Origin of the sequence: Xenorhabdus sp. Sc-CR9 (assembly GCF_963897815.1) — a bacterium.
Lineage (GTDB): Bacteria > Pseudomonadota > Gammaproteobacteria > Enterobacterales > Enterobacteriaceae > Xenorhabdus.
On the sequence record NZ_CAWQTY010000174.1, the window covers coordinates 1 to 19,618 of the forward strand.

General features: G+C 38.5%; 13 protein-coding genes and 2 tRNA genes. 6 read left to right on the forward strand and 9 right to left on the reverse strand.

Annotated features, from left to right (window positions below; translation table 11 throughout):
- A partial coding sequence (locus tag AACQ81_RS10135) for an IS1 family transposase (RefSeq protein ID WP_237387220.1) occupies positions 1-112 on the forward strand: 112 nt, incomplete at its 5' end.
- A gap of 202 nt (positions 113-314) precedes the next feature.
- Here the strand turns inward: AACQ81_RS10135 and AACQ81_RS10140 are convergent.
- The 6 genes from AACQ81_RS10140 to ubiG form a co-directional block, all read right to left on the reverse strand.
- Positions 315-908 (reverse strand): Ail/Lom family outer membrane beta-barrel protein, encoded by a 594-nt coding sequence (locus tag AACQ81_RS10140; protein ID WP_237387197.1) that lies wholly within the window; start codon positions 906-908, stop codon positions 315-317.
- Positions 909-1,596: 688 nt separating this feature from the next.
- A complete protein-coding gene (locus tag AACQ81_RS10145; RefSeq protein WP_237387198.1) occupies positions 1,597-2,370 on the reverse strand; it encodes an N-acetylmuramoyl-L-alanine amidase in 774 nt (257 codons plus the stop codon).
- 358 nt (positions 2,371-2,728) lie between these two features.
- On the reverse strand, positions 2,729-2,995 hold the full coding sequence (yfaE, locus tag AACQ81_RS10150; RefSeq protein WP_237387199.1) for a class I ribonucleotide reductase maintenance protein YfaE: 267 nt from the start codon (positions 2,993-2,995) through the stop codon (positions 2,729-2,731).
- Position 2,996: 1 nt separating this feature from the next.
- Positions 2,997-4,127 carry a class Ia ribonucleoside-diphosphate reductase subunit beta gene (nrdB, locus tag AACQ81_RS10155; RefSeq protein ID WP_237387200.1) on the reverse strand — a complete coding sequence of 377 codons (1,131 nt, stop codon included), beginning with the start codon at positions 4,125-4,127 and terminating at the stop codon, positions 2,997-2,999.
- 12 nt (positions 4,128-4,139) lie between these two features.
- Positions 4,140-6,431, reverse strand: a complete 2,292-nt coding sequence (gene nrdA, locus AACQ81_RS10160; RefSeq protein WP_237387201.1) for a class 1a ribonucleoside-diphosphate reductase subunit alpha — start codon at positions 6,429-6,431, stop codon at positions 4,140-4,142.
- Positions 6,432-6,826: 395 nt separating this feature from the next.
- The gene (gene ubiG, locus AACQ81_RS10165; protein WP_237387202.1) at positions 6,827-7,573 is read right to left on the reverse strand and encodes a bifunctional 2-polyprenyl-6-hydroxyphenol methylase/3-demethylubiquinol 3-O-methyltransferase UbiG; all 747 of its coding nucleotides are present in this window, start codon (positions 7,571-7,573) and stop codon (positions 6,827-6,829) included.
- A gap of 209 nt (positions 7,574-7,782) precedes the next feature.
- Between ubiG and gyrA the strand changes: the two genes are divergently transcribed.
- Together gyrA and rcsC are read left to right on the forward strand one after the other, a co-directional pair.
- Positions 7,783-10,422 (forward strand): DNA topoisomerase (ATP-hydrolyzing) subunit A, encoded by a 2,640-nt coding sequence (gene gyrA / locus AACQ81_RS10170; protein WP_237387203.1) that lies wholly within the window; start codon positions 7,783-7,785, stop codon positions 10,420-10,422.
- A gap of 181 nt (positions 10,423-10,603) precedes the next feature.
- Entirely contained in the window at positions 10,604-13,465 is a 2,862-nt protein-coding gene (gene rcsC, locus AACQ81_RS10175; protein ID WP_237387204.1) for a two-component system sensor histidine kinase RcsC, read from the forward strand.
- A 67-nt stretch (positions 13,466-13,532) separates the two neighbouring features.
- Here the strand turns inward: rcsC and rcsB are convergent, their stop codons facing one another.
- Both rcsB and rcsD read right to left on the reverse strand, forming a co-directional pair.
- The gene (gene rcsB / locus AACQ81_RS10180; RefSeq protein ID WP_237387205.1) at positions 13,533-14,183 is read right to left on the reverse strand and encodes a response regulator transcription factor RcsB; all 651 of its coding nucleotides are present in this window, start codon (positions 14,181-14,183) and stop codon (positions 13,533-13,535) included.
- 1 nt (position 14,184) lies between these two features.
- The gene (gene rcsD, locus AACQ81_RS10185; RefSeq protein ID WP_237387206.1) at positions 14,185-16,935 is read right to left on the reverse strand and encodes a phosphotransferase RcsD; all 2,751 of its coding nucleotides are present in this window, start codon (positions 16,933-16,935) and stop codon (positions 14,185-14,187) included.
- A 210-nt stretch (positions 16,936-17,145) separates the two neighbouring features.
- On the opposite strand from rcsD, the gene AACQ81_RS10190 reads away from it, so the two are divergent.
- The 3 genes from AACQ81_RS10190 (at position 17,146) to tyrP (ending at position 18,977) form a co-directional block, all read left to right on the forward strand.
- Positions 17,146-17,233: transfer RNA gene (locus AACQ81_RS10190), tRNA-Ser, on the forward strand.
- Positions 17,234-17,239: 6 nt separating this feature from the next.
- Positions 17,240-17,315: transfer RNA gene (locus tag AACQ81_RS10195), tRNA-Thr, on the forward strand.
- 516 nt (positions 17,316-17,831) lie between these two features.
- Positions 17,832-18,977, forward strand: coding sequence for a tyrosine transporter TyrP (gene tyrP / locus AACQ81_RS10200; RefSeq protein WP_237387221.1), 1,146 nt, complete (start codon positions 17,832-17,834; stop codon positions 18,975-18,977).
- A 56-nt stretch (positions 18,978-19,033) separates the two neighbouring features.
- Here tyrP and AACQ81_RS10205 read toward each other — a convergent pair whose 3' ends face one another.
- Positions 19,034-19,579 (reverse strand): YfaZ family outer membrane protein, encoded by a 546-nt coding sequence (locus tag AACQ81_RS10205; protein ID WP_237387207.1) that lies wholly within the window; start codon positions 19,577-19,579, stop codon positions 19,034-19,036.
- Between the last annotated feature and the right edge of the window lie 39 nt (positions 19,580-19,618).

The following is a 19,618-nucleotide window of genomic DNA, read 5'->3' on the forward strand; positions in this document are numbered from 1 at the left end:
TCTTCGTCAACATTTGGCAAGACTGACTCGCAAAACATTGTCTTTTTCAAAATCCATCGAAATGCATGACAGAATTATAGGATATTATCTGAACATTCATCACTATCAATAAATTAGAGTCACGACCTATAATTGGATGATTATTGGAAAATAAATACCAAAAAGACATTTGATATTATTAAATTTATATAAAAAACCTGAACCCCATCAAATAAAATTAAGGATTCAGGCAAGATGATCATCTAACAAAAAAACACTAAAAATTAAAAAAGTGAGGCGTTAAATAAAAAATAACGATTAAAAACAAATGAAGATTAGAAACTATAACCTACACCTAGAACCCACGTTCTAAGATTAGAATTGATGACATGATTAATTTTCGAAATATTATACTTTAATTTTGTATACTCATATGAAGCATCAATAGTGATATTTGAAGTTACATTAAACTGTAAGCCGGCACCGTAAGATAGCGCAGTATCACTAAATTTAGATTTATCTTCTGATTCAGAAAAACTAATTTTACTATTAGTCGCCCCGATCAAACCATATACACTAATATAATTATTAAAACGATATGTTGGGCCTGCCATTAGAGACATATTTTGCCACTTAAATTTCGAAGAAGAATGAGGATAAATATCTTCTTGGCTCTGTAGAGTATATGTTAATGAACTGATAACACCAAAACGCTCATCAATCTCATAACGATACTTCAAGTTTAATCCATGTTGTTGTTTTTTGAGTTTAGCATTATTAATACTATTTTCACCTAAATTATTCTGTGATGAATTACTCTGAGCATACCCCAGAGATATAGTACTTTTACCGCTATTACTAGCGCTAGCACTGAAAGTAAATATAGATAATCCTGTAACAATAGATGCTGCCAATAATGTTTTATTCATAAATTAATATCTCTATCATTTAACACTTAATGTATTCACTCTACCACGAGAAGCTTGTGCAATATACAGTCATGTCATTAAGAGTTCAACCATAGTCAAAATTTTAAACTCTCATCAAAAAATACAAAAAAAACATTAAATTCAAAGGATTACGTAAAGTCATTCTTTCAAGATTTAATAGAACATTCACGCATCCACAATAAATCAAAACACTAAAACAATTATTTATCAAAAGCTTAAATAAGATGGATTCAATTTCTTTATTTTAGGATATATCTTAAAACAAAAATAGTATTATACATAGTTAGATTACATTTAAGCACATTATAATAAATACAAATAAATAAAGACAAAAGCATTCTAAAAATAAATAAATTAATTAATTAATTGAGTGTTTTCCTTGTTTTTTAGAAAGATATTTGTATAACATTCCTGATATATCCTTTATTTTTCAAGTTACAGCTTACCCATGTACCACGCTAATGCTCGAACATTGGATGAGGTTTTTTATCCCCAAAAAATTACCAGAAATATCACGTCTCTTTAATAGGAAAAGTAAAAATATTATTATGTTGAAAATATGTGCATTGGTATTTTTTTAAAATTTTCACTTAATTTTTTAAGTTGCGGCATTATTAAAAATGTCACAACTTAAATTTTATTCAACTAAGATAGATTGAATAATAAATTATGAGTTATGATCAAAGTATTTTTCAATTAATGCATAGAGAATAGCAATGGTTTCTATATCAGCTATACCGTCATAGAATGATGGACGGAAGTGTATTTGGAATGCTCTGATTAATAATTGAAAGTTTTTGTCTTCTTTCGCTTCTGAAACGTCATATCCATAACGTTTCAATTTTTCTAAAATTTCAAAACGTTCAGGTAGACAGTGATCAAATTGTTCAATATATTTTTGCTTAATCTCTTCGTCATACCATGCTCCTATTCCTGCATCATATAGCTCTTTCCACGGAAATGAAGGGCCTGGATCGGATTTTCTTTGCCAGGCAATATCTGAATGCCCTACGATATGAGTAGGAGTAATATCTGGGTAACGTTGCAAAATATTAATGGTTAATTCTTTAACAGCGTCAATTTGATCAGGATTATAAGGGGGAAACGTGAGAATACCACCATCATCACTAGCTTCATTCACAATTTCAATACCAATAGATGTATCATTTAATCCTGCCCGCCCTGCCCAACTGCTAGCTCCGGCATGCCAGGCCCTTTCGAGTTCATCCACTAAACTGAATATATGAACTTCATTAAATCCGGCAGCCTGATAGGTTAGATCATCTGGATTTGGAACTAAATAATGGGCACTAACAAAATTTCCCGTCAACGCTTTAATGGATTTTTCAAAATTCAGAGCGGTGTAGTGCATAACTAAGAAGCGGGAACGCCTGTTAAAACTTTTGAGCGAACGATACAAATTATAATCAATCTTATACATCATTGTTTTCCTTTATTAGCCTGTGATGTAGTATGGTTATCGCAAATCGTTATTAAAAAATTTTCCATATTGTCATTATAATAAACCAACCATCATAATAGAATAAATCAAATCAATAAGTGGAAGATATAACAGATATATACAGTAATAAATAATTTGTTCAAAAACTAAGTTCGAGTAAATATTGGAGCTAGCATGGAAGAGATAAATAAACTTGGATTCACAAATTAAGCTCAACACAGTAATGAACGCAGACAACAAAGCAGCAATTTGAAAGACGACGGATATATATACATGAAGAGTACTGTAACGAAATACACCTATCTATCTAGTCAGATTTTTATAGTTATAAAATAATTTACAACTCAATTTCAATGTCTGTCAGTGGGTGACAGCTACAAGGTAAAATTTCCCCTTCATTGACAAACGCCAATGGTTTGCAAGGATATCCCACTTTCCCTTTTACCAAACGAACACGGCAAGAACCACAATACCCCTGACGGCACTGGTATTCAATCTGCATTCTTCCCTGTTCTAATGCTTCCAGTAAATTACTGTGGAGATCTGAAGAATAACGGATGGATAAACCCTGCCATGACGGCAGGGTAATTTTGTAATCAGCCATCTCAGAGTTCGAAACCGCTGAGATCTTCAGTATTGACTTCCGAATCAATCTGACCAACCAAGTAAGAACTGACTTCGACTTCCTGTGGAGCCACTTGGACATTATCGGAAACCAGCCACGCATTGATCCAAGGGATTGGATTAGAGCGTGTTTCAAACGGCAATTTCAGGCCAACTGCCTGCATACGAATATTGGTGATATATTCGACATACTGGCACAGGATATCTTTGTTCAGACCAATCATGGAACCATCTTTGAACAGATAATCAGCCCACTCTTTTTCCTGCTCCGCCGCGTCTACAAACAGATCGTAACACTCTTGTTCACACTCTTTGGCAATCTCCGCCATTTCAGGATCATCCTGACCAGAGCGCAGCAGGTTCAGCATATGCTGAGTTCCGGTTAAATGCAGAGCTTCATCACGAGCAATCAGTTTGATAATCTTAGCGTTACCTTCCATCAATTCACGTTCGGCAAAAGCAAATGAACAGGCAAAGCTGACGTAGAAACGGATAGCTTCCAAGGCATTAACGCTCATCAGGCATAAATAAAGCTGCTTTTTCAATGCACGAAGGTCAACAATGACTGTTTTACCCGCAACACTGTGTGTTCCTTCACCCAACTGATGATAGTAGTTAGTCATTTTGATCAGATCGTCATAAAACGCAGAAATATCCTTAGCGCGTTTTAAAATCTGTTCGTTTTCCACGATATCGTCAAACACGATAGAAGGATCGTTGACGATATTACGGATAATGTGCGTATAAGAACGCGAGTGAATCGTTTCTGAGAACGACCACGTTTCAATCCATGTTTCCAGTTCTGGAATGGAAATCAGCGGCAGGAAAGCCACATTCGGGCTACGGCCCTGAATGGAGTCCAGCAGCGTCTGATATTTCAGGTTGCTGATGAAAATATGTTTCTCGTGATCTGGCAGCGAGTTGTAGTCAATACGATCACGGGAAACATCTACTTCCTCTGGACGCCAGAAGAAAGAAAGTTGTTTTTCGATCAACTTTTCAAAAATAGGATATTTTTGTTGATCGAAACGTGCCACGTTTACAGACTGACCGAAAAACATCGGTTCCTGTAACTGATCATTTTTTACTTGCGAAAAAGTAGTATAGGACATAGCTTCCTCAAATTAAATCTTACACGCGCCGCCTTCACAATCGGAATCAGCAGATTCAACTACTTCTTCCAGATCACCTTGAATATCTTCTGCCCCATCACGGGTATTGTGGTAATACAGTGTTTTTACACCATATTTGTAAGCGAGCAGTAAATCTTTCAGCAATTGGTTCATCGGAACCTTGCCATTAGGGAAACGAGCCGGATCATAGTTAGTATTGGCAGAAATTGATTGATCGATAAATTTCTGCATTATTCCTACCAGTTGCAGGTAGCCATCATTGCTTGGCATCTGCCACAACAATTCATAAGCCCCCTTCAGAAGATCATAATCCGGTACAACTTGGCGCAGAATACCGTCTTTTGATGCCTTCACACTGATATAGCCACGCGGTGGCTCAATGCCATTCGTTGCGTTAGAGATCTGTGAAGATGTCTCTGATGGCATCAATGCAGATAATGTTGAGTTACGCAGACCATACTGTTTAATATCACTGCGCAGAGCTTCCCAATCCATGTGCAGAGGTTCACTGCTCAGCGTATCTAATGTATTTTTGTAAGTATCGATCGGCAGGATGCCTTGTGAATATGTAGTTTCACTAAACCACGGACAAGATCCCCTTTCTTTCGCTAACTCATTTGAAGCTTTCAACAGATAATACTGAATAGCTTCAAATGTTTTGTGGGTCAGATTATTGGCGCTGCTATCGGAATAACGCACGCCATTTTTCGCCAGATAATAAGCGAAGTTAATCACACCGATACCCAGAGTACGACGCCCCATTGAGCCTTGTTTCGCAGCAACAATTGGATAATCTTGATAATCCAACAGAGAATCCAACGCACGGACTGCCAACTCTGCCAGTTCTTCCAATTCAGTCAAATTTTCGATAACGCCTAAATTGAAAGCAGACAATGTACACAACGCAATTTCACCATTTTCATCGTTAATATTGTTCAATGGCTTGGTCGGCAGTGCAATTTCTAAACACAGGTTAGATTGACGAACAGGCGCAATGGCCGGATCAAATGGGCTATGAGTATTACAGTGGTCAACGTTCTGGATGTAGATACGCCCCGTTGAAGCACGTTCTTGCATCATCAATGAGAACAGCTCAACCGCTTTAATGCGCTCTTTACGGATATTGCTGTCGTTCTCATACTGGGTATACAAACGCTCAAACTCATCCTGATCCGCAAAGAAAGCATCATATAGTCCCGGAACATCAGACGGACTGAACAGAGAAATGTCTTCCCCTTTTATCAGGCGCTCATACATCAGTTTATTAATTTGTACACCGTAATCCATGTGGCGGACGCGGTTGCCTTCAACACCACGGTTGTTTTTCAGTACCAGCAGGCTCTCAACTTCTAAATGCCATATAGGGTAGAACAACGTTGCTGCACCGCCACGAACCCCACCCTGAGAACAGGATTTTACCGCTGTCTGGAAATGTTTGTAGAATGGAATACAGCCGGTGTGGAAGGCTTCACCGCCACGAATTGGGCTGCCCAATGCACGGATACGACCCGCGTTCACACCAATGCCAGCACGCTGGGATACATATTTTACAATTGCGCTGGATGTTGCATTGATAGAATCCAGACTATCACCACATTCAATCAGGACACAGGAACTAAACTGACGAGTCGGTGTACGAACCCCCGCCATAATCGGCGTTGGCAACGAGATTTTAAAGGTGGAAACCGCATCATAGAAACGACGGATATAGTCCAGACGCGTTTCTTTCGGATAAGAAGAAAATAGGCACGCAGCTACCAAAATGTAGAGGAACTGAGCACTTTCATAAATCTCACCAGTCACACGGTTTTGTACCAGATATTTCCCTTCCAGCTGTTTTACAGCTGCATAGGAGAAATTCATATCGCGCAGATGGTCAATAAAACTGTCCATTTGCTCGAATTCTTCTTTGGAATAGTCTCCCAGCAAATGTTTGTCGTACTTACCCAAATCTACCATATGTACCACATGGTCATATAGCGCAGGTGGTTCAAACTGACCATAAGCTTTTTTACGCAGGTTAAAGATAGCCAGACGTGCGGCTAAATACTGATAATCAGGTGCATCACCGGAGATCAAATCAGCCGCAGCTTTGATCATGGTTTCATGGATATCAGATGTTTTGATGCCATCGTAAAATTGAATCTGGGAACGCAGTTCTACTTGTGATACTGAGACATTTTTCAGACCTTCGGCAGCCCAGGCAACAACCCGGTGAATTTTATCAAGATCAATTTGTTCTTTATGTCCATCACGTTTGGTAACTAGCAGACTCTGGTTCATAGGGAAATACACCTTCTCTCTTTTCGTATCTCACCTATACCGTCTTTCTTGACCTATTGACAGCACGATACACCCAGAATGGCTGAGGGCCAATTGGGAACTTGGCAACTGTAAGTTACTATTTCGCTACTACTCGTTTCGTTACTGTTCGTTACTATAGGATGACAAGAAACACAATATATAGGGGGTAATTAAAACGGTAATAACAAGATAATGTTAAATTCGCGTTTTATCAAGTGTACAAAATCGGAAAGTTTTGTGGATAACTTGAGGATTAATTTTGCCAAAGAGCCGATAACCTGCGTAGTTACTTGATGTTACTTTCATAAGGCTATCGGCAAAACAGGAAAAATAAAATCTTAAAAAAAATATCTAGTTGTCGTTTTATTAATCCCTTAATTGTGACTTTTAACTGATTGAGTATGCAAGATGTAGTTCACGTCTACATTGTGTCCAAGACGAAATTTATCCGTCAATGGGTTGTAATGTAATCCAATGATATGTTGATCTTTCAACGTGGTTTTATCAACCCAATGAATTAATTCAGAAGGACGAATAAATTTTTTCGCATCATGTGTGCCTTTAGGCACCATATTCAAAATATACTCAGCACCGATAACGGCCATAAGCCATGCTTTCCGGTTACGGTTAATCGTTGAAAAGAACACGTGACCGCCCGGTTTGACTAATTTGGCGCAAGCATGAACCACTGATTCAGGGTCTGGTACATGCTCAAGCATTTCCATGCATGTCACGACATCATAAGCATACGGGTGCTGTTCGGCATGATTTTCTACCGTTTCCTGCACATAAGAGATGGAAATACCTGATTCCAGAGCATGTAGACGAGCAACTTGCAGAGGCTCAAACCCCATATCCAACCCTGTCACTTCCGCACCTTCACGAGCCATGCTTTCTGACAGAATGCCACCGCCGCAACCAACATCCAGCACTTTCTTGCCAAAAAGGCCATCAGCATGTCGCAGGATATAGTTTAAACGCAGTGGATTTATTCGGTGCAGTGGCTTGAATTCACCTTCAAGATCCCACCAACGGGAAGCTACGGCTTCAAATTTCTCGATTTCCTGTTGATCCACATTGGCATGGGTTCGAATATGTGAATCGGTAGTTTTGATATTCATCAGCGATATCGCTCCTAGGAACTGCTTCACAGAAAACTGGTGCACAGAAAACTGGTTCACAGAAAATGTAACAGTATTATAGGGATGTGTGACAGAAAACTATTATACATGCCTTAATCTTGAAATACCCGCATCGGGTTTTTATAAAACTGTCAATTTGTGGTATAATTCTAAGCCTTTGAATTCGGAGTATGAGGGACAGTGGCTCCATGAGCGACATTGCCAGAGAAATCACACCGGTCAACATCGAAGAAGAGCTGAAAAGCTCATATCTGGATTATGCGATGTCCGTTATTGTTGGACGCGCACTTCCAGATGTTCGGGATGGACTGAAGCCAGTACACCGCCGCGTACTTTTCGCGATGAATGTATTAGGAAATGATTGGAATAAACCTTATAAGAAATCTGCCCGCGTTGTTGGGGATGTTATCGGTAAATATCATCCACACGGTGACAGCGCTGTTTATGACACGATTGTTCGTCTGGCACAACCATTCTCTATGCGTTACATGCTGGTTGACGGTCAGGGGAACTTTGGGTCAGTAGATGGCGATTCTGCGGCAGCGATGCGTTATACCGAAGTACGCATGGCAAAAATTGCCCATGAATTGCTGGCGGATTTGGAAAAAGAAACTGTCGACTTTGTGCCTAACTATGATGGCACAGAACAAATCCCAGAGGTGATGCCAACCCGTATCCCCAATCTGTTGGTGAATGGATCATCAGGGATTGCGGTAGGTATGGCAACCAACATCCCGCCTCATAACTTATCTGAGGTGATTGACGGCTGTCTGGCTTATATTGATGATGAAAACATCAGTATCGAAGGCCTGATGGAATATATTCCTGGCCCTGACTTCCCTACAGCTGCCATTATCAATGGTCGTCGTGGCATTCAGGAAGCCTATCGTACTGGTCGCGGTAAAATTTATATCCGCGCCCGCGCAGAAGTTGAAGCTGACGAAAAAACTGGCCGCGAAACCATTATCGTCAATGAGATTCCCTATCAGGTCAACAAAGCCCGATTGATCGAAAAAATCGCTGAACTGGTAAAAGAGAAACGCATTGAAGGGATCAGTGCACTGCGTGACGAATCCGATAAAGATGGGATGCGCATTGTTATTGAAGTAAAACGTGATGCCGTTGGTGAAGTTGTTCTGAATAATCTCTATTCACTGACCCAATTGCAGGTTTCATTTGGTATTAACATGGTTGCCCTGCACCAAGGACAACCCAAATTACTTAATCTGAAAGATATTCTTTCTGCGTTTGTTTGCCACCGTCGCGAAGTTGTTACACGCCGGACAATTTTCGAACTGCGCAAGGCTCGCGAACGTGCCCATATCCTTGAAGCTCTTGCCATTGCACTGGCGAATATTGATCCTGTTATAGAATTGATCCGTCGTGCTTCCACACCTGCTGAGGCTAAAGCAAGTTTGATTTATCAACCGTGGGAATTGGGTAATGTTGCCGCTATGCTGGCACAAGCAGGTGATGATGCTGCCCGCCCAGAATGGTTGGAGCCAGAATATGGTATTCGTGACGGTAAATATTACCTGACCGAACAACAGGCACAGGCAATTTTGGATCTGCGTCTGCAAAAATTGACCGGCCTGGAACATGAAAAGCTGCTTGATGAATATCGTGAACTGCTGAAAGTGATTGCTGAATTGCTGTTCATTTTGGAAAACCCAGAACGCTTGATGGAAGTTATTCGTGAAGAGTTGCTGGCTATCAAAGAGCAGTATAACGATGCCCGCCGAACTGAACTGACGGAGAATTCCGCAGATATCAATATCGAAGACCTGATTAATCAGGAAGATGTTGTAGTAACACTATCCCACCAGGGGTATGTAAAATATCAGCCATTATCCGACTACGAAGCCCAACGTCGTGGTGGTAAGGGTAAATCAGCTGCGCGCACCAAGGAAGAAGACTTTATTGAGCGCCTGCTGGTAGCTAACACCCACGATACGATTCTCTGTTTTTCAAATAAGGGCAAGATGTACTGGATGAAAGTATATCAATTGCCAGAAGCAAGTCGTGGTGCTCGTGGTCGTCCAATTGTCAATCTGTTGCCATTGGATCAGAACGAACGCATTACAGCTATTTTGCCAGTGCGTGAGTATGAAGATGGGTTAAATATTTTCATGGCAACGGCAAGCGGTATCGTTAAGAAAACCAAACTCAGTGAATTCAGTCGTCCACGCAGTGCTGGTATCATCGCAGTGAATCTGAATGAAGGAGATGAACTGATCGGTGTTGATCTGACTGATGGCAACAATGAAGTCATGCTCTTCTCTGCGCAAGGTAAAGTTGTTCGTTTCCTTGAAGAAGAGGAAGAAACACTGGAAGACGGCACTATTCGTGTGAAAGGTGTCCGTGCAATGGGACGTACCGCAACCGGGGTTCGCGGTATCAAACTCAGCCAAGGCGATAAAGTCGTTTCTCTGATCATTCCTCGTGGGGAAGGTGAAATCCTGACTGTCACCGAGAATGGTTACGGAAAACGTACTGCTGAAAGTGAATATCCAACCAAATCCCGTGCAACTCAAGGGGTTATTTCCATCAAAGTCAGCGAACGCAACGGTAACGTGATCGGAGCAATTCAGGTAGAACCAACCAATCAGATCATGATGATTACTGATGCGGGTACATTGGTGAGAACCCGAGTTTCCGAGGTTAGTGTTGTTGGTCGTAATACGCAAGGAGTTACTCTCATCCGTACTTCTGAAGACGAAAAAGTTGTTGGCTTGCAGCGTGTTGCTGAACCTGATGACGAAGATGAGGATGACAATACAGCAAGTCCCTCTGATGAAGAACATAACAGATCAGAAGATCAAGAATAATTAATTTACCTTAATCTAATTCTGTTAATCCCTAACAATAAAGCAGGCACTTAAATGCCTGCTTTTTTGCACAATTTTTGACGATGAATTAGCAAGAGTTAAATGCTACTTTGTATTCCCTGCTACACTAGTATATGCTGTGAATAGTTATTGTTAATCATAATCTTCGTCAGGCGATCTCTTGAGATATTTATCTTCTTTTCGGACGTCATTAAAGATATCCCGTTATCTTTTTCGGGTGCTCGGATTTATGCTATGGGCACTCGGTGCCTTACTAACCACTTTTTATTTGGCAAATTTTTTTAATGAGGTCAAATCAGATATTCGTCAAGACTACAATTCAAGCTACGATATAGCATTTACTTTTATGCGAGGCATCACCAATATTTTACGTGATATACAATATACGACTGAGAAACATTTATCACAATCAAACGAGAAAGATATAGCAATTATTCCCCCCCCACATAATAACAATACTGTCTCATACACTTCCCTGAATGCAAATTCTAATTGTGATCTTTTACAGAAAAAATCACATGAACAGTTAAGTTCATTAAATGACTTAATTTCATTTTGGACCCAAAATATTTCTGCTATGCGTGGGGTGAATGAGATTTTTTTCATTGAAACACAGAGTATGTGCATGGTGAATTTGAGTGCCTATAGCAGCATAATAATATCCGACCCACTAAAAAAAGAACTCTACGAGAATACTCGCAAACTCACCATACAGAAAGATCAAGCAAAAGAGCAGACTATCTTTTGGATCATGCCGTATTCAAGAATAGATACTGGCACTCTTTATGTCATTACACCAGTATATGCCAATGGGCAAATCGCAGGTGTAATTGGTTTCGAAAAATCAATCAAGCTAAAACTATTTCTGCAAAAAAGGGAAAGACCTGTAACTATACATATACTAAATAATACTGGAGATGTCGAATTACAATACCCAGTCCAATCTACTGATAATAGCCAACCTGCGATGAAATTCAACATGCTGTCTAATTATTTCGGATATAATGAAAATCTTACTTCTTTAATATTAATACGGCGTTTATCACCGTCTGCATTACATGTAGCCTATACGTTATCACTAAAATATGTCTACAATGAACTTAGAGCCAAAGCAATTAATAGCATTATATTGAATATTATTTCTGCAATCTCAATTATCTTTTTTGTCTGGTTATTTGAGAGAAAAATGTTTGCTCCAGCAGAAGATAATGCTATCCGTCTTGAAGAACACGAACAATTTAACCATAAAATAGTCGCATCTGCTCCTGTGGGAATAAGTATTTTAAGAGTCAGTGATGGCGTTAATATTTTAAGTAATGAACTTGCGCATAACTATATCCGAATGCTGACATATAAAGATCAAAAACGCATTGTCGATATTATTTGTGATAAAACAAGTAGTTATATTGATATTGTCACTAGTAATAATAATCATTTGCAAATTAGTTTTGTTCATTCACGCTATCGTAATGAAGAAGTTGCAATCTGTGTACTAATAGATGTTAGTACTCGTGTAAAAATGGAAAAATCATTACAAGAAATGGCTTCTGCCGCAGAACAAGCCAATCAGGCAAAATCAATGTTCCTTGCAACCGTCAGCCATGAATTAAGAACACCTCTATATGGAATTATTGGTAATCTGGAATTAATACAATCTCATTCATTGCCATCAGAATCTACACGATTGCTGACAACAATGAATAATTCATCATCACTATTACTGAAAATCATTAGCGATATTCTCGACTTCTCTAAAATAGAATCAAAGCAGTTAAAAATTGACCCTAGGAATTTCAATTGCAGAGAAGTCATATCACATGTAATTTCAAACTATCTTCCCCTGATCACAAAAAAAGGACTAGGATTATACTGCTATATTGAGCCAAATGTTCCCGATGTTATCCGCAATGATCCAGTAAGATTACAACAAATCATCTCTAACTTACTGAACAACGCAATTAAATTTACCGCATCAGGTTGTGTTGTTATTGAAATTACTTCAAAGCATGGCTATCTGTATGTCAGTATCAAAGATACTGGGCTTGGCATCGATGATAAATTACAATTCCAACTATTTGAACCATTCTTCCAAATCAGTGCCAATAAAGAAAATGCTTCACAAGGTACAGGATTAGGGTTAGCTATTTGTGAAAAACTCATCAATTTGATGGATGGTGATATTGAATTCGTTTCACAAAAATATGTTGGCAGCATTTTTTCCATCCGTATCCCTCTATATGGGGTTAAATATCATGCTAAAAAAATGTCCGGGCAACGTGCTCAGAAAAAGATTTTGCTGGCTGTTTGCAATGATTTTATGGAAAAATATTTACAAGATTTTCTCTTACAACATCACTTCCAAGTCGTTATATACGATGGGAGTAAAATAGATGGCACAGAGATACTCATCAGCGATCAATATAACAAGAACAATATTTCTGTCTATTGCTATATAGAGATATCAGAGAAACATATTGGCCCACCGAAACAGATTCAAGAAAATTATTGGTTGTATAATACTTATGAGCTGAGTGAATTAGATAGTATGTTGGATAACCTGCTGACAACGCATAACCTCATTCCCATAAGTGCTATATCAACCTCTCCTGCTGTATCTGAAACTATTCAAACAGATACTCGTTTAAATACAGTAAAAGTACTGGTTATTGATGATCACCCCATTAATCGGCATTTGCTGACCGACCAATTGAATTCCATAGGATTCAATACATCAATGGCGAATGATGGCATTGACGCCATTGAGTATCTCAAACACAATTCAACCGATATTATTTTAACAGATGTGAACATGCCAAATATGGATGGATACGAACTCACACAATACTTGAGAAATAAAGGTTACACTAAACCAATTATCGGTATTACTGCCAATGCTCTTGCAGAGGAAAAACAACGTTGTACCAACGTAGGAATGGATAATTGTTTATCAAAACCTGTTTCACTCGCAATATTGAAAAATGTACTAATAGAATATATCAATATTAAAAATAAGATGTATTGAGCATGGAAATAGCAGAAAATCGGTAACCCCTGCTACCGATTTTCTATTGAGGAGGATAACTCATTAACTATTTACCAATATCTTTATTAATAGTAACAGAGGACAAATAGTTAAGCAGTGCAATATCGTTATCAACTCCTAGTTTTAGCATAGCTGATTTCTTTTGACTACTAATCGTTTTAATACTGCGATTGAGTTTCTTGGCGATATCAGTGACAAGAAGTCCCTCAGCAAATAAACGCAAAACTTCACTCTCTTTTGGAGATAAACGTTTATCCCCATAACCATTAGCATTCACTTTTTCCAGCAATTTAGAAACACTTTCCGGTGTAAATTGCTTTCCTTTCTGCAAAGCAGAAAGTGCTTTAGGCAAATCAGTCGGAGCCCCCTGCTTTAACACAATTCCCTCAATATCAAGTTCAAGTATAGCGCTTAAAATAGCTGGATTGTTGTTCATTGTAAGCACAATAACAGACAATGCTGGATAATGGCGTTTAATATATTTTATCAAGGTAATGCCATCACCATATTTATCCCCAGGCATTGACAAATCCGTAATGAGAACATCTGCTCCTATATGTGGCAAACTATTAATGAGCGTTGTTGAATTTTCAAATTCACCAACGACATTAATCCACTCAATTTGTTCAAGTGACTTGCGGATGCCAAACAAAACGATGGGATGGTCATCAGCAATAATGACATTAAGGTTATTCATATTATTGGTTACCTTGTTGCAACAGCTTTGTGACAAAGGAATCAATGAGGCTGATGCTATTTTTGATTTCTACTTCATTATTGTCTGCTATGTGTTTTTCCAACGCCTCACATGATGACCTAAGAAACTTAAAATCTAACATAGCAAACGCACCCTTAAGGCGGTGTACCGTTTGCGAAAGTGATATCAAATCATGTAGTTCTACATCAGTATACAGCTTAGTAATATCCATAGGTACTGTCTCTATAAATAATTTACCATAGTCACTGTTTGCTAACTGAATCTGATAACTCTTGAGAGCATTATCGATATTACTATAAATATTATCAGATAAATCAATACCCTCTAAGAGATTGGTATTATCAGCAGAATCATATACAGGCTGAGAGATTTCAGTAATTTCTCTGGATTCATCTAAACTAAAATTTTCTTCAATCAAAAACGATATTGCATTGATAACAGCATCAACAAGATTGTAATTGCACTGAACCAGACCTGGTCTCACTTGCTTGAATCCTACTGAGCTACCTACTAATAATATAGCTGGTTTTTCTTCGTTGTACTGCTTATCAGTAAGTATAATATCGTATTCTTCAGTAATATTCTCTTTGCTTTTATCGAAATATGCTGCACCATAATTATTGAGGTAAGAATGGATTATCTTGTTGACCTCAGGGTTATTGATATCAATTAAGACTGTAATCCCTTCCAAAAGCTGAGGTGTCTCACCATTTTCATCATCATGCTGCAACAATGGCAGACTGATAACATAATGTGTACCCAATCCCAACTTACTTTTAATCTCAAGACTTCCATCCATTCTTTTGCATAGTTGATTACATAAATAAAAAGTCATGCCTGAGTTAGTAGAATACTTATCTTCTACTAACTCATTCAGGAAAGGATAATTCAAACTGGTCAAATCTCTTTCATTCAAACCAGAGCCACTATCTATCAGCTCAATCTGAATATGATTATCATATTTACCAGAACTATTAACAGTCAATGATATTTTACCATAACTGGTCGTTGCCATTGAATAATAAAATAACAATGTAATGATTTTACGTAGTGCAAAAGTGTCTCCAATGAATAAAGATTCATGGGGAACATTAAAATGATAATAAAATTTCAAACCTTTAGCATTTAAGGTCGGAAAAGAGGCTTTAAAAATATTTTCCAACAGTGAAGACAGAGGAAATATTTCATGTTCCGGCTGCCAATCACCTAACTCCAACCCGTTGAGTAACGAAACATTTTCAATCCATTCAGTAATATATTGAGATTTGTTTAATAACTTATCCAACAGCTTCTGTTCATTCTCATCTTGTGATAGCTGCTTCAATTGGATAGCAATATCATTCATTCCTTTAATCGGATGTTTTATTTCATTATTAATATTTGAAAGTATTGAACGCCTGGCTTGAATACTTTTATCATATTCCCTGTGAGCAAGTTGTAATCGTTTATTAACCATAACTTCCTTATCCTTGTCCTGTAGCAAAAATAGATAGGTCTCTGGCAATAATCTGTTGTTATACATTCTCACTTCATAAATCATCTCATCAATAGATGTTTGAATTACTCCATGATGTTGTTGTGCCATCATTATAACTTTGTTCAAATCTAGATGGGGTATCAATCGCTCTGCGATTTTATTGCTCATTACTATCTGGGTTTCTTCAGAATCATAGACCAGTAATCCAATAGGGATATTGGAGATAATATCACTATTCAGAGCATCCTTAATTTTCAATTCATGATCCATGGAAGCATTCGGAGCAATATAACGCCGACGGATATAAAACAATCCACTCAGTGAGAACAAAAAGAAAATCAATATTGAAAGTAAAAGCCAGACGTTTCTGAACAATAAATCTACAATCAGTGTTTTTAGCGGAACCTGATAGATCAATCTATACGGCATGATATTAAGATGTTCAGAAAACTCTAACCAAAAACCATTCAATGAAACTCCCATTTTATTGGGGCTATCAGATTCATCTGAATCGATTGGGCTTAGGAGAAAATTTGCTGGTGACATATCAACCGGTAAGAGGTTATTAATTGGCAAATCAAAAGCAATAATAGTAGTTAATTGCCCAGCTGCATTAAATGCGGCTTTATAGGTATAGAAATAAATATTATCACCACGCAGTACATTGATGTTAGAAATGCTTTCTTTTTCCTCCAATGTAATAGACTGCTCCAACATCTCTGTCCGTTTGGTCTCAGGAGTCAGAGTCAGATAACTCTCCTTTAATCTTATTTCTGGTTTTAAAATCGAATGAGTTGTTACCAGAAGTAAATTATTGTCCTGCCCATTGAGATAATACATAGACAAGTATTCACTACGGGAACCCCAGAGAATTTCCAGATAAGTAGAAAGACGCTGAGCGAATTGAATACTCAAATCGTTGTAAGGACCAAAAATAATTGTATCAACAGCCTGATTGTGATTTTCTAACCAATAGACATTGGGACGAATTTTTAACAATGATGTTGTCTCCTGAGAGGAGATTGGCTGAATATTAGATTGTGATTGCTCGAAGATATGATTTGCATGATAACGATAATCTCCGATCTGTAACCTCATCCTCGCGGCTACACTACTGATAGCATATTTTTTCTCCATCAGCCAAATATCAAAATAGTTATACCCGAATAAAAATAGAGACGTGAAAAGCAAAGTAACAAATAACGCGTAAAAACGAGGAATAGCAGATGGCTTGATAGGTGATTGTTTATACATTCTTTGGATAATTACCTTTAACATGAATATATTTTGATCAACGGGACATGAATTGTATATAAATAAGCCAATAAACTGAACTTAATACTAGCAGGTTAATGAATGAAAAGGCCATTACAGATCGAAGATTAAGCAAACAGCAAAAAAAACGTGTTTTTTTTCTTTAGGGACTAGACACATCCAAACGATATAGGCATAATCTCGCGCCATGGAAGGATGGCCGAGCGGTCGAAGGCAGCGGTCTTGAAAACCGCCGATGGGAAACCATCCTAGAGTTCGAATCTCTATCCTTCCGCCAAATTTCGCCGGCTTAGCTCAGTTGGTAGAGCAACTGACTTGTAATCAGTAGGTCACCAGTTCGACTCCGGTAGCCGGCACCAAACAAGAACCCGCTATTTCCCGTAATCATCCGGTGAGATAGCGGGTTTTTACTTTATCAGTATTTCATGTCTCCCCGGATCTGAACACTTCGACATCTCATATCCTTTAAATTAATCCTTTATTATTTGCTGCTCATTCTCTAATCATATAGTCTATGATTGCAAATTATCTATACTTGTCATTTTTCAAGTTACAACACTTCAACGAAAAAAAGCTCTACCCTCAGTGACAACTATAAGGTCGGGGATATATGACCTTGCTCAACCAACAAAGCTGTAGTTAGATAAAATAAAACTGTAGCATTAAGTCATTTTTACCTCCCTCTATACCAATGCTATTAATTTCGTAATTATTTATTTACACCTTATGTATCATAAATTTGACAGTCACAAATCAATCATTTAACCTGCCAGTTTTATAACTATTTTTCAACATAATCATAAGACGAGGATCGCGTGAAGAATCGCACTATTGGCAGTATTTTTATTGTCGCTGGAACGACGATTGGTGCGGGAATGCTGGCAATGCCATTGGCAGCGGCGGGTGTAGGTTTTGGAACTACATTTGCTATGTTAGTCGCCCTTTGGGCATTGATGAGTTATACAGCACTCCTGCTTGTGGAAGTTTATCAACATAGTAAATTTGACACTGGGCTGGGAACGATTGCAAAACGTTATCTTGGATTTGGCGGTCAAGTTTTGACCGGTTTCAGTATGCTTTTCCTGATGTATGCTCTGACAACGGCTTATATCAGTGGTGCAGGAGAATTACTGTCAGCAAGCTTATCTTCCTGGTTAGATAAACCCATTTCTGTCTCTGTCGGGATTATTACTTTTACTATTATTGCTGGCGGTGTTGTCTGTATCGGCACCCACTCTGTTGACTTGATTAACCGCTTGCTGTTTACTGCCAAAATCATTTTTTTGGTGATCGTACTCGCTGTAATGATGCCACATGTTGATAAAATCAATTTAGTATCCATGCCCATTGAGCAAGGATTAGTGCTATCCGCTATTCCGGTAATTTTTACTTCATTCGGATTTCACGGCAGTGTGCCAAGCATCGTTTCCTATATGGGAGGAGACACCAACAAGCTACGGAAGATTTTTATTATCGGCAGTGCTATCCCACTTGTCGCTTACATCTTGTGGCAATTGGTAACGCTTGGGGCTATTTCTTCAAATACTTTTGTCGGTATTCTCGCACAACAATCCGGTCTGAATGGTTTCTTACAAGCAGTCAGAGAAATTATTGCCTCACCGAGAGTAGAGCTTGCTGTCCATCTGTTTGCTGATCTCGCATTAGCGACTTCATTCCTTGGCGTTTCTCTTGGATTGTTTGATTATCTTGCTGACCTGCTAAAACGTCGTAATCATGTCAAAGGACGTTTACAAACTGGTTTGACAACATTTACCCCTCCATTACTTTGTGCTCTCTATTACCCTAACTTTGTTATGGCACTGACGTTTGCCGCTGTCGCTCTTTCCATTCTGGCATTATTATTGCCTTGTCTGCTGGTTTGGCGTAGCCGAGAGGAAAACGAGGGAGAATATCGTGTCAAAGGAGGTAAACCTGCCTTAGTATTTATCTTTCTGTGCGGGATTGGTGTTATCGCAATTCAAATTGGCATCGTGACAGGTATGCTGCCGAAAATTGGTTAATTGCTGCATTTAAAAATATCCGCATCAATATTGATGCGGATATTTTTATAAATTCATTAGAAACTGACGCCAGCACCGATATAAAAACCATCAGAAACTTTATTACTGCGGTTACCATTCTTTCCTTTTATATCAATAACACGGTAACCGCCATCTATACTGAGAGGTTTGAAAAGAGTGTACCGAACTCCCCCGGTAGCTTCAGTATAAGAATCCATTCCTGACGTTAATCCTGATGGCGAACCATAAGCTTCACCATACAGAGAAAGCGAAGGTGTTACAGCCCAACTGAGACCAAGACCTCCTGCCAACGCAGCTCCATCTTTTCCATCTTTGGGAGATAAGTAAAGTGCCTTACCACCAACACTTGCCGTTAATGGTCCAACAGGCAAACCAAAAGCCAAACCTAAACTACCCAATTGACCATTATGATCACTGCGAGTCCAATTACCATTTAGAGATAACCCCGCATTTTTATCACCAATTCCCACAGATGTACTCGTATTGTGCTTACCTACCTGTATATCTGCGGAAATTGCATTTGCTGAACCAGTTACAAAAAGTAAACTGGCGGCTGCACTGACAGCAATAAAACCTTTCATATTTTTGTCCCTTCTTAATTGGTGAATGCCAATATAACC

What these genes read in the sequence shown, in the direction of transcription:
- rcsB (WP_237387205.1), bottom strand. Translation starts at nt 14,183, where the DNA reads ATGAATAACCTTAATGTCATTATTGCTGATGACCATCCCATCGTTTTG.
- rcsD (WP_237387206.1), bottom strand. Translation starts at nt 16,935, where the DNA reads ATGTATAAACAATCACCTATCAAGCCATCTGCTATTCCTCGTTTTTAC.
- nrdB (WP_237387200.1), bottom strand. Translation starts at nt 4,127, where the DNA reads ATGTCCTATACTACTTTTTCGCAAGTAAAAAATGATCAGTTACAGGAA.
- AACQ81_RS10140 (WP_237387197.1), bottom strand. Translation starts at nt 908, where the DNA reads ATGAATAAAACATTATTGGCAGCATCTATTGTTACAGGATTATCTATA.
- gyrA (WP_237387203.1), top strand. Translation starts at nt 7,783, where the DNA reads ATGAGCGACATTGCCAGAGAAATCACACCGGTCAACATCGAAGAAGAG.
- nrdA (WP_237387201.1), bottom strand. Translation starts at nt 6,431, where the DNA reads ATGAACCAGAGTCTGCTAGTTACCAAACGTGATGGACATAAAGAACAA.
- ubiG (WP_237387202.1), bottom strand. Translation starts at nt 7,573, where the DNA reads ATGAATATCAAAACTACCGATTCACATATTCGAACCCATGCCAATGTG.
- AACQ81_RS10145 (WP_237387198.1), bottom strand. Translation starts at nt 2,370, where the DNA reads ATGTATAAGATTGATTATAATTTGTATCGTTCGCTCAAAAGTTTTAAC.
- yfaE (WP_237387199.1), bottom strand. Translation starts at nt 2,995, where the DNA reads ATGGCTGATTACAAAATTACCCTGCCGTCATGGCAGGGTTTATCCATC.
- tyrP (WP_237387221.1), top strand. Translation starts at nt 17,832, where the DNA reads ATGCTGGCAATGCCATTGGCAGCGGCGGGTGTAGGTTTTGGAACTACA.
- AACQ81_RS10205 (WP_237387207.1), bottom strand. Translation starts at nt 19,579, where the DNA reads ATGAAAGGTTTTATTGCTGTCAGTGCAGCCGCCAGTTTACTTTTTGTA.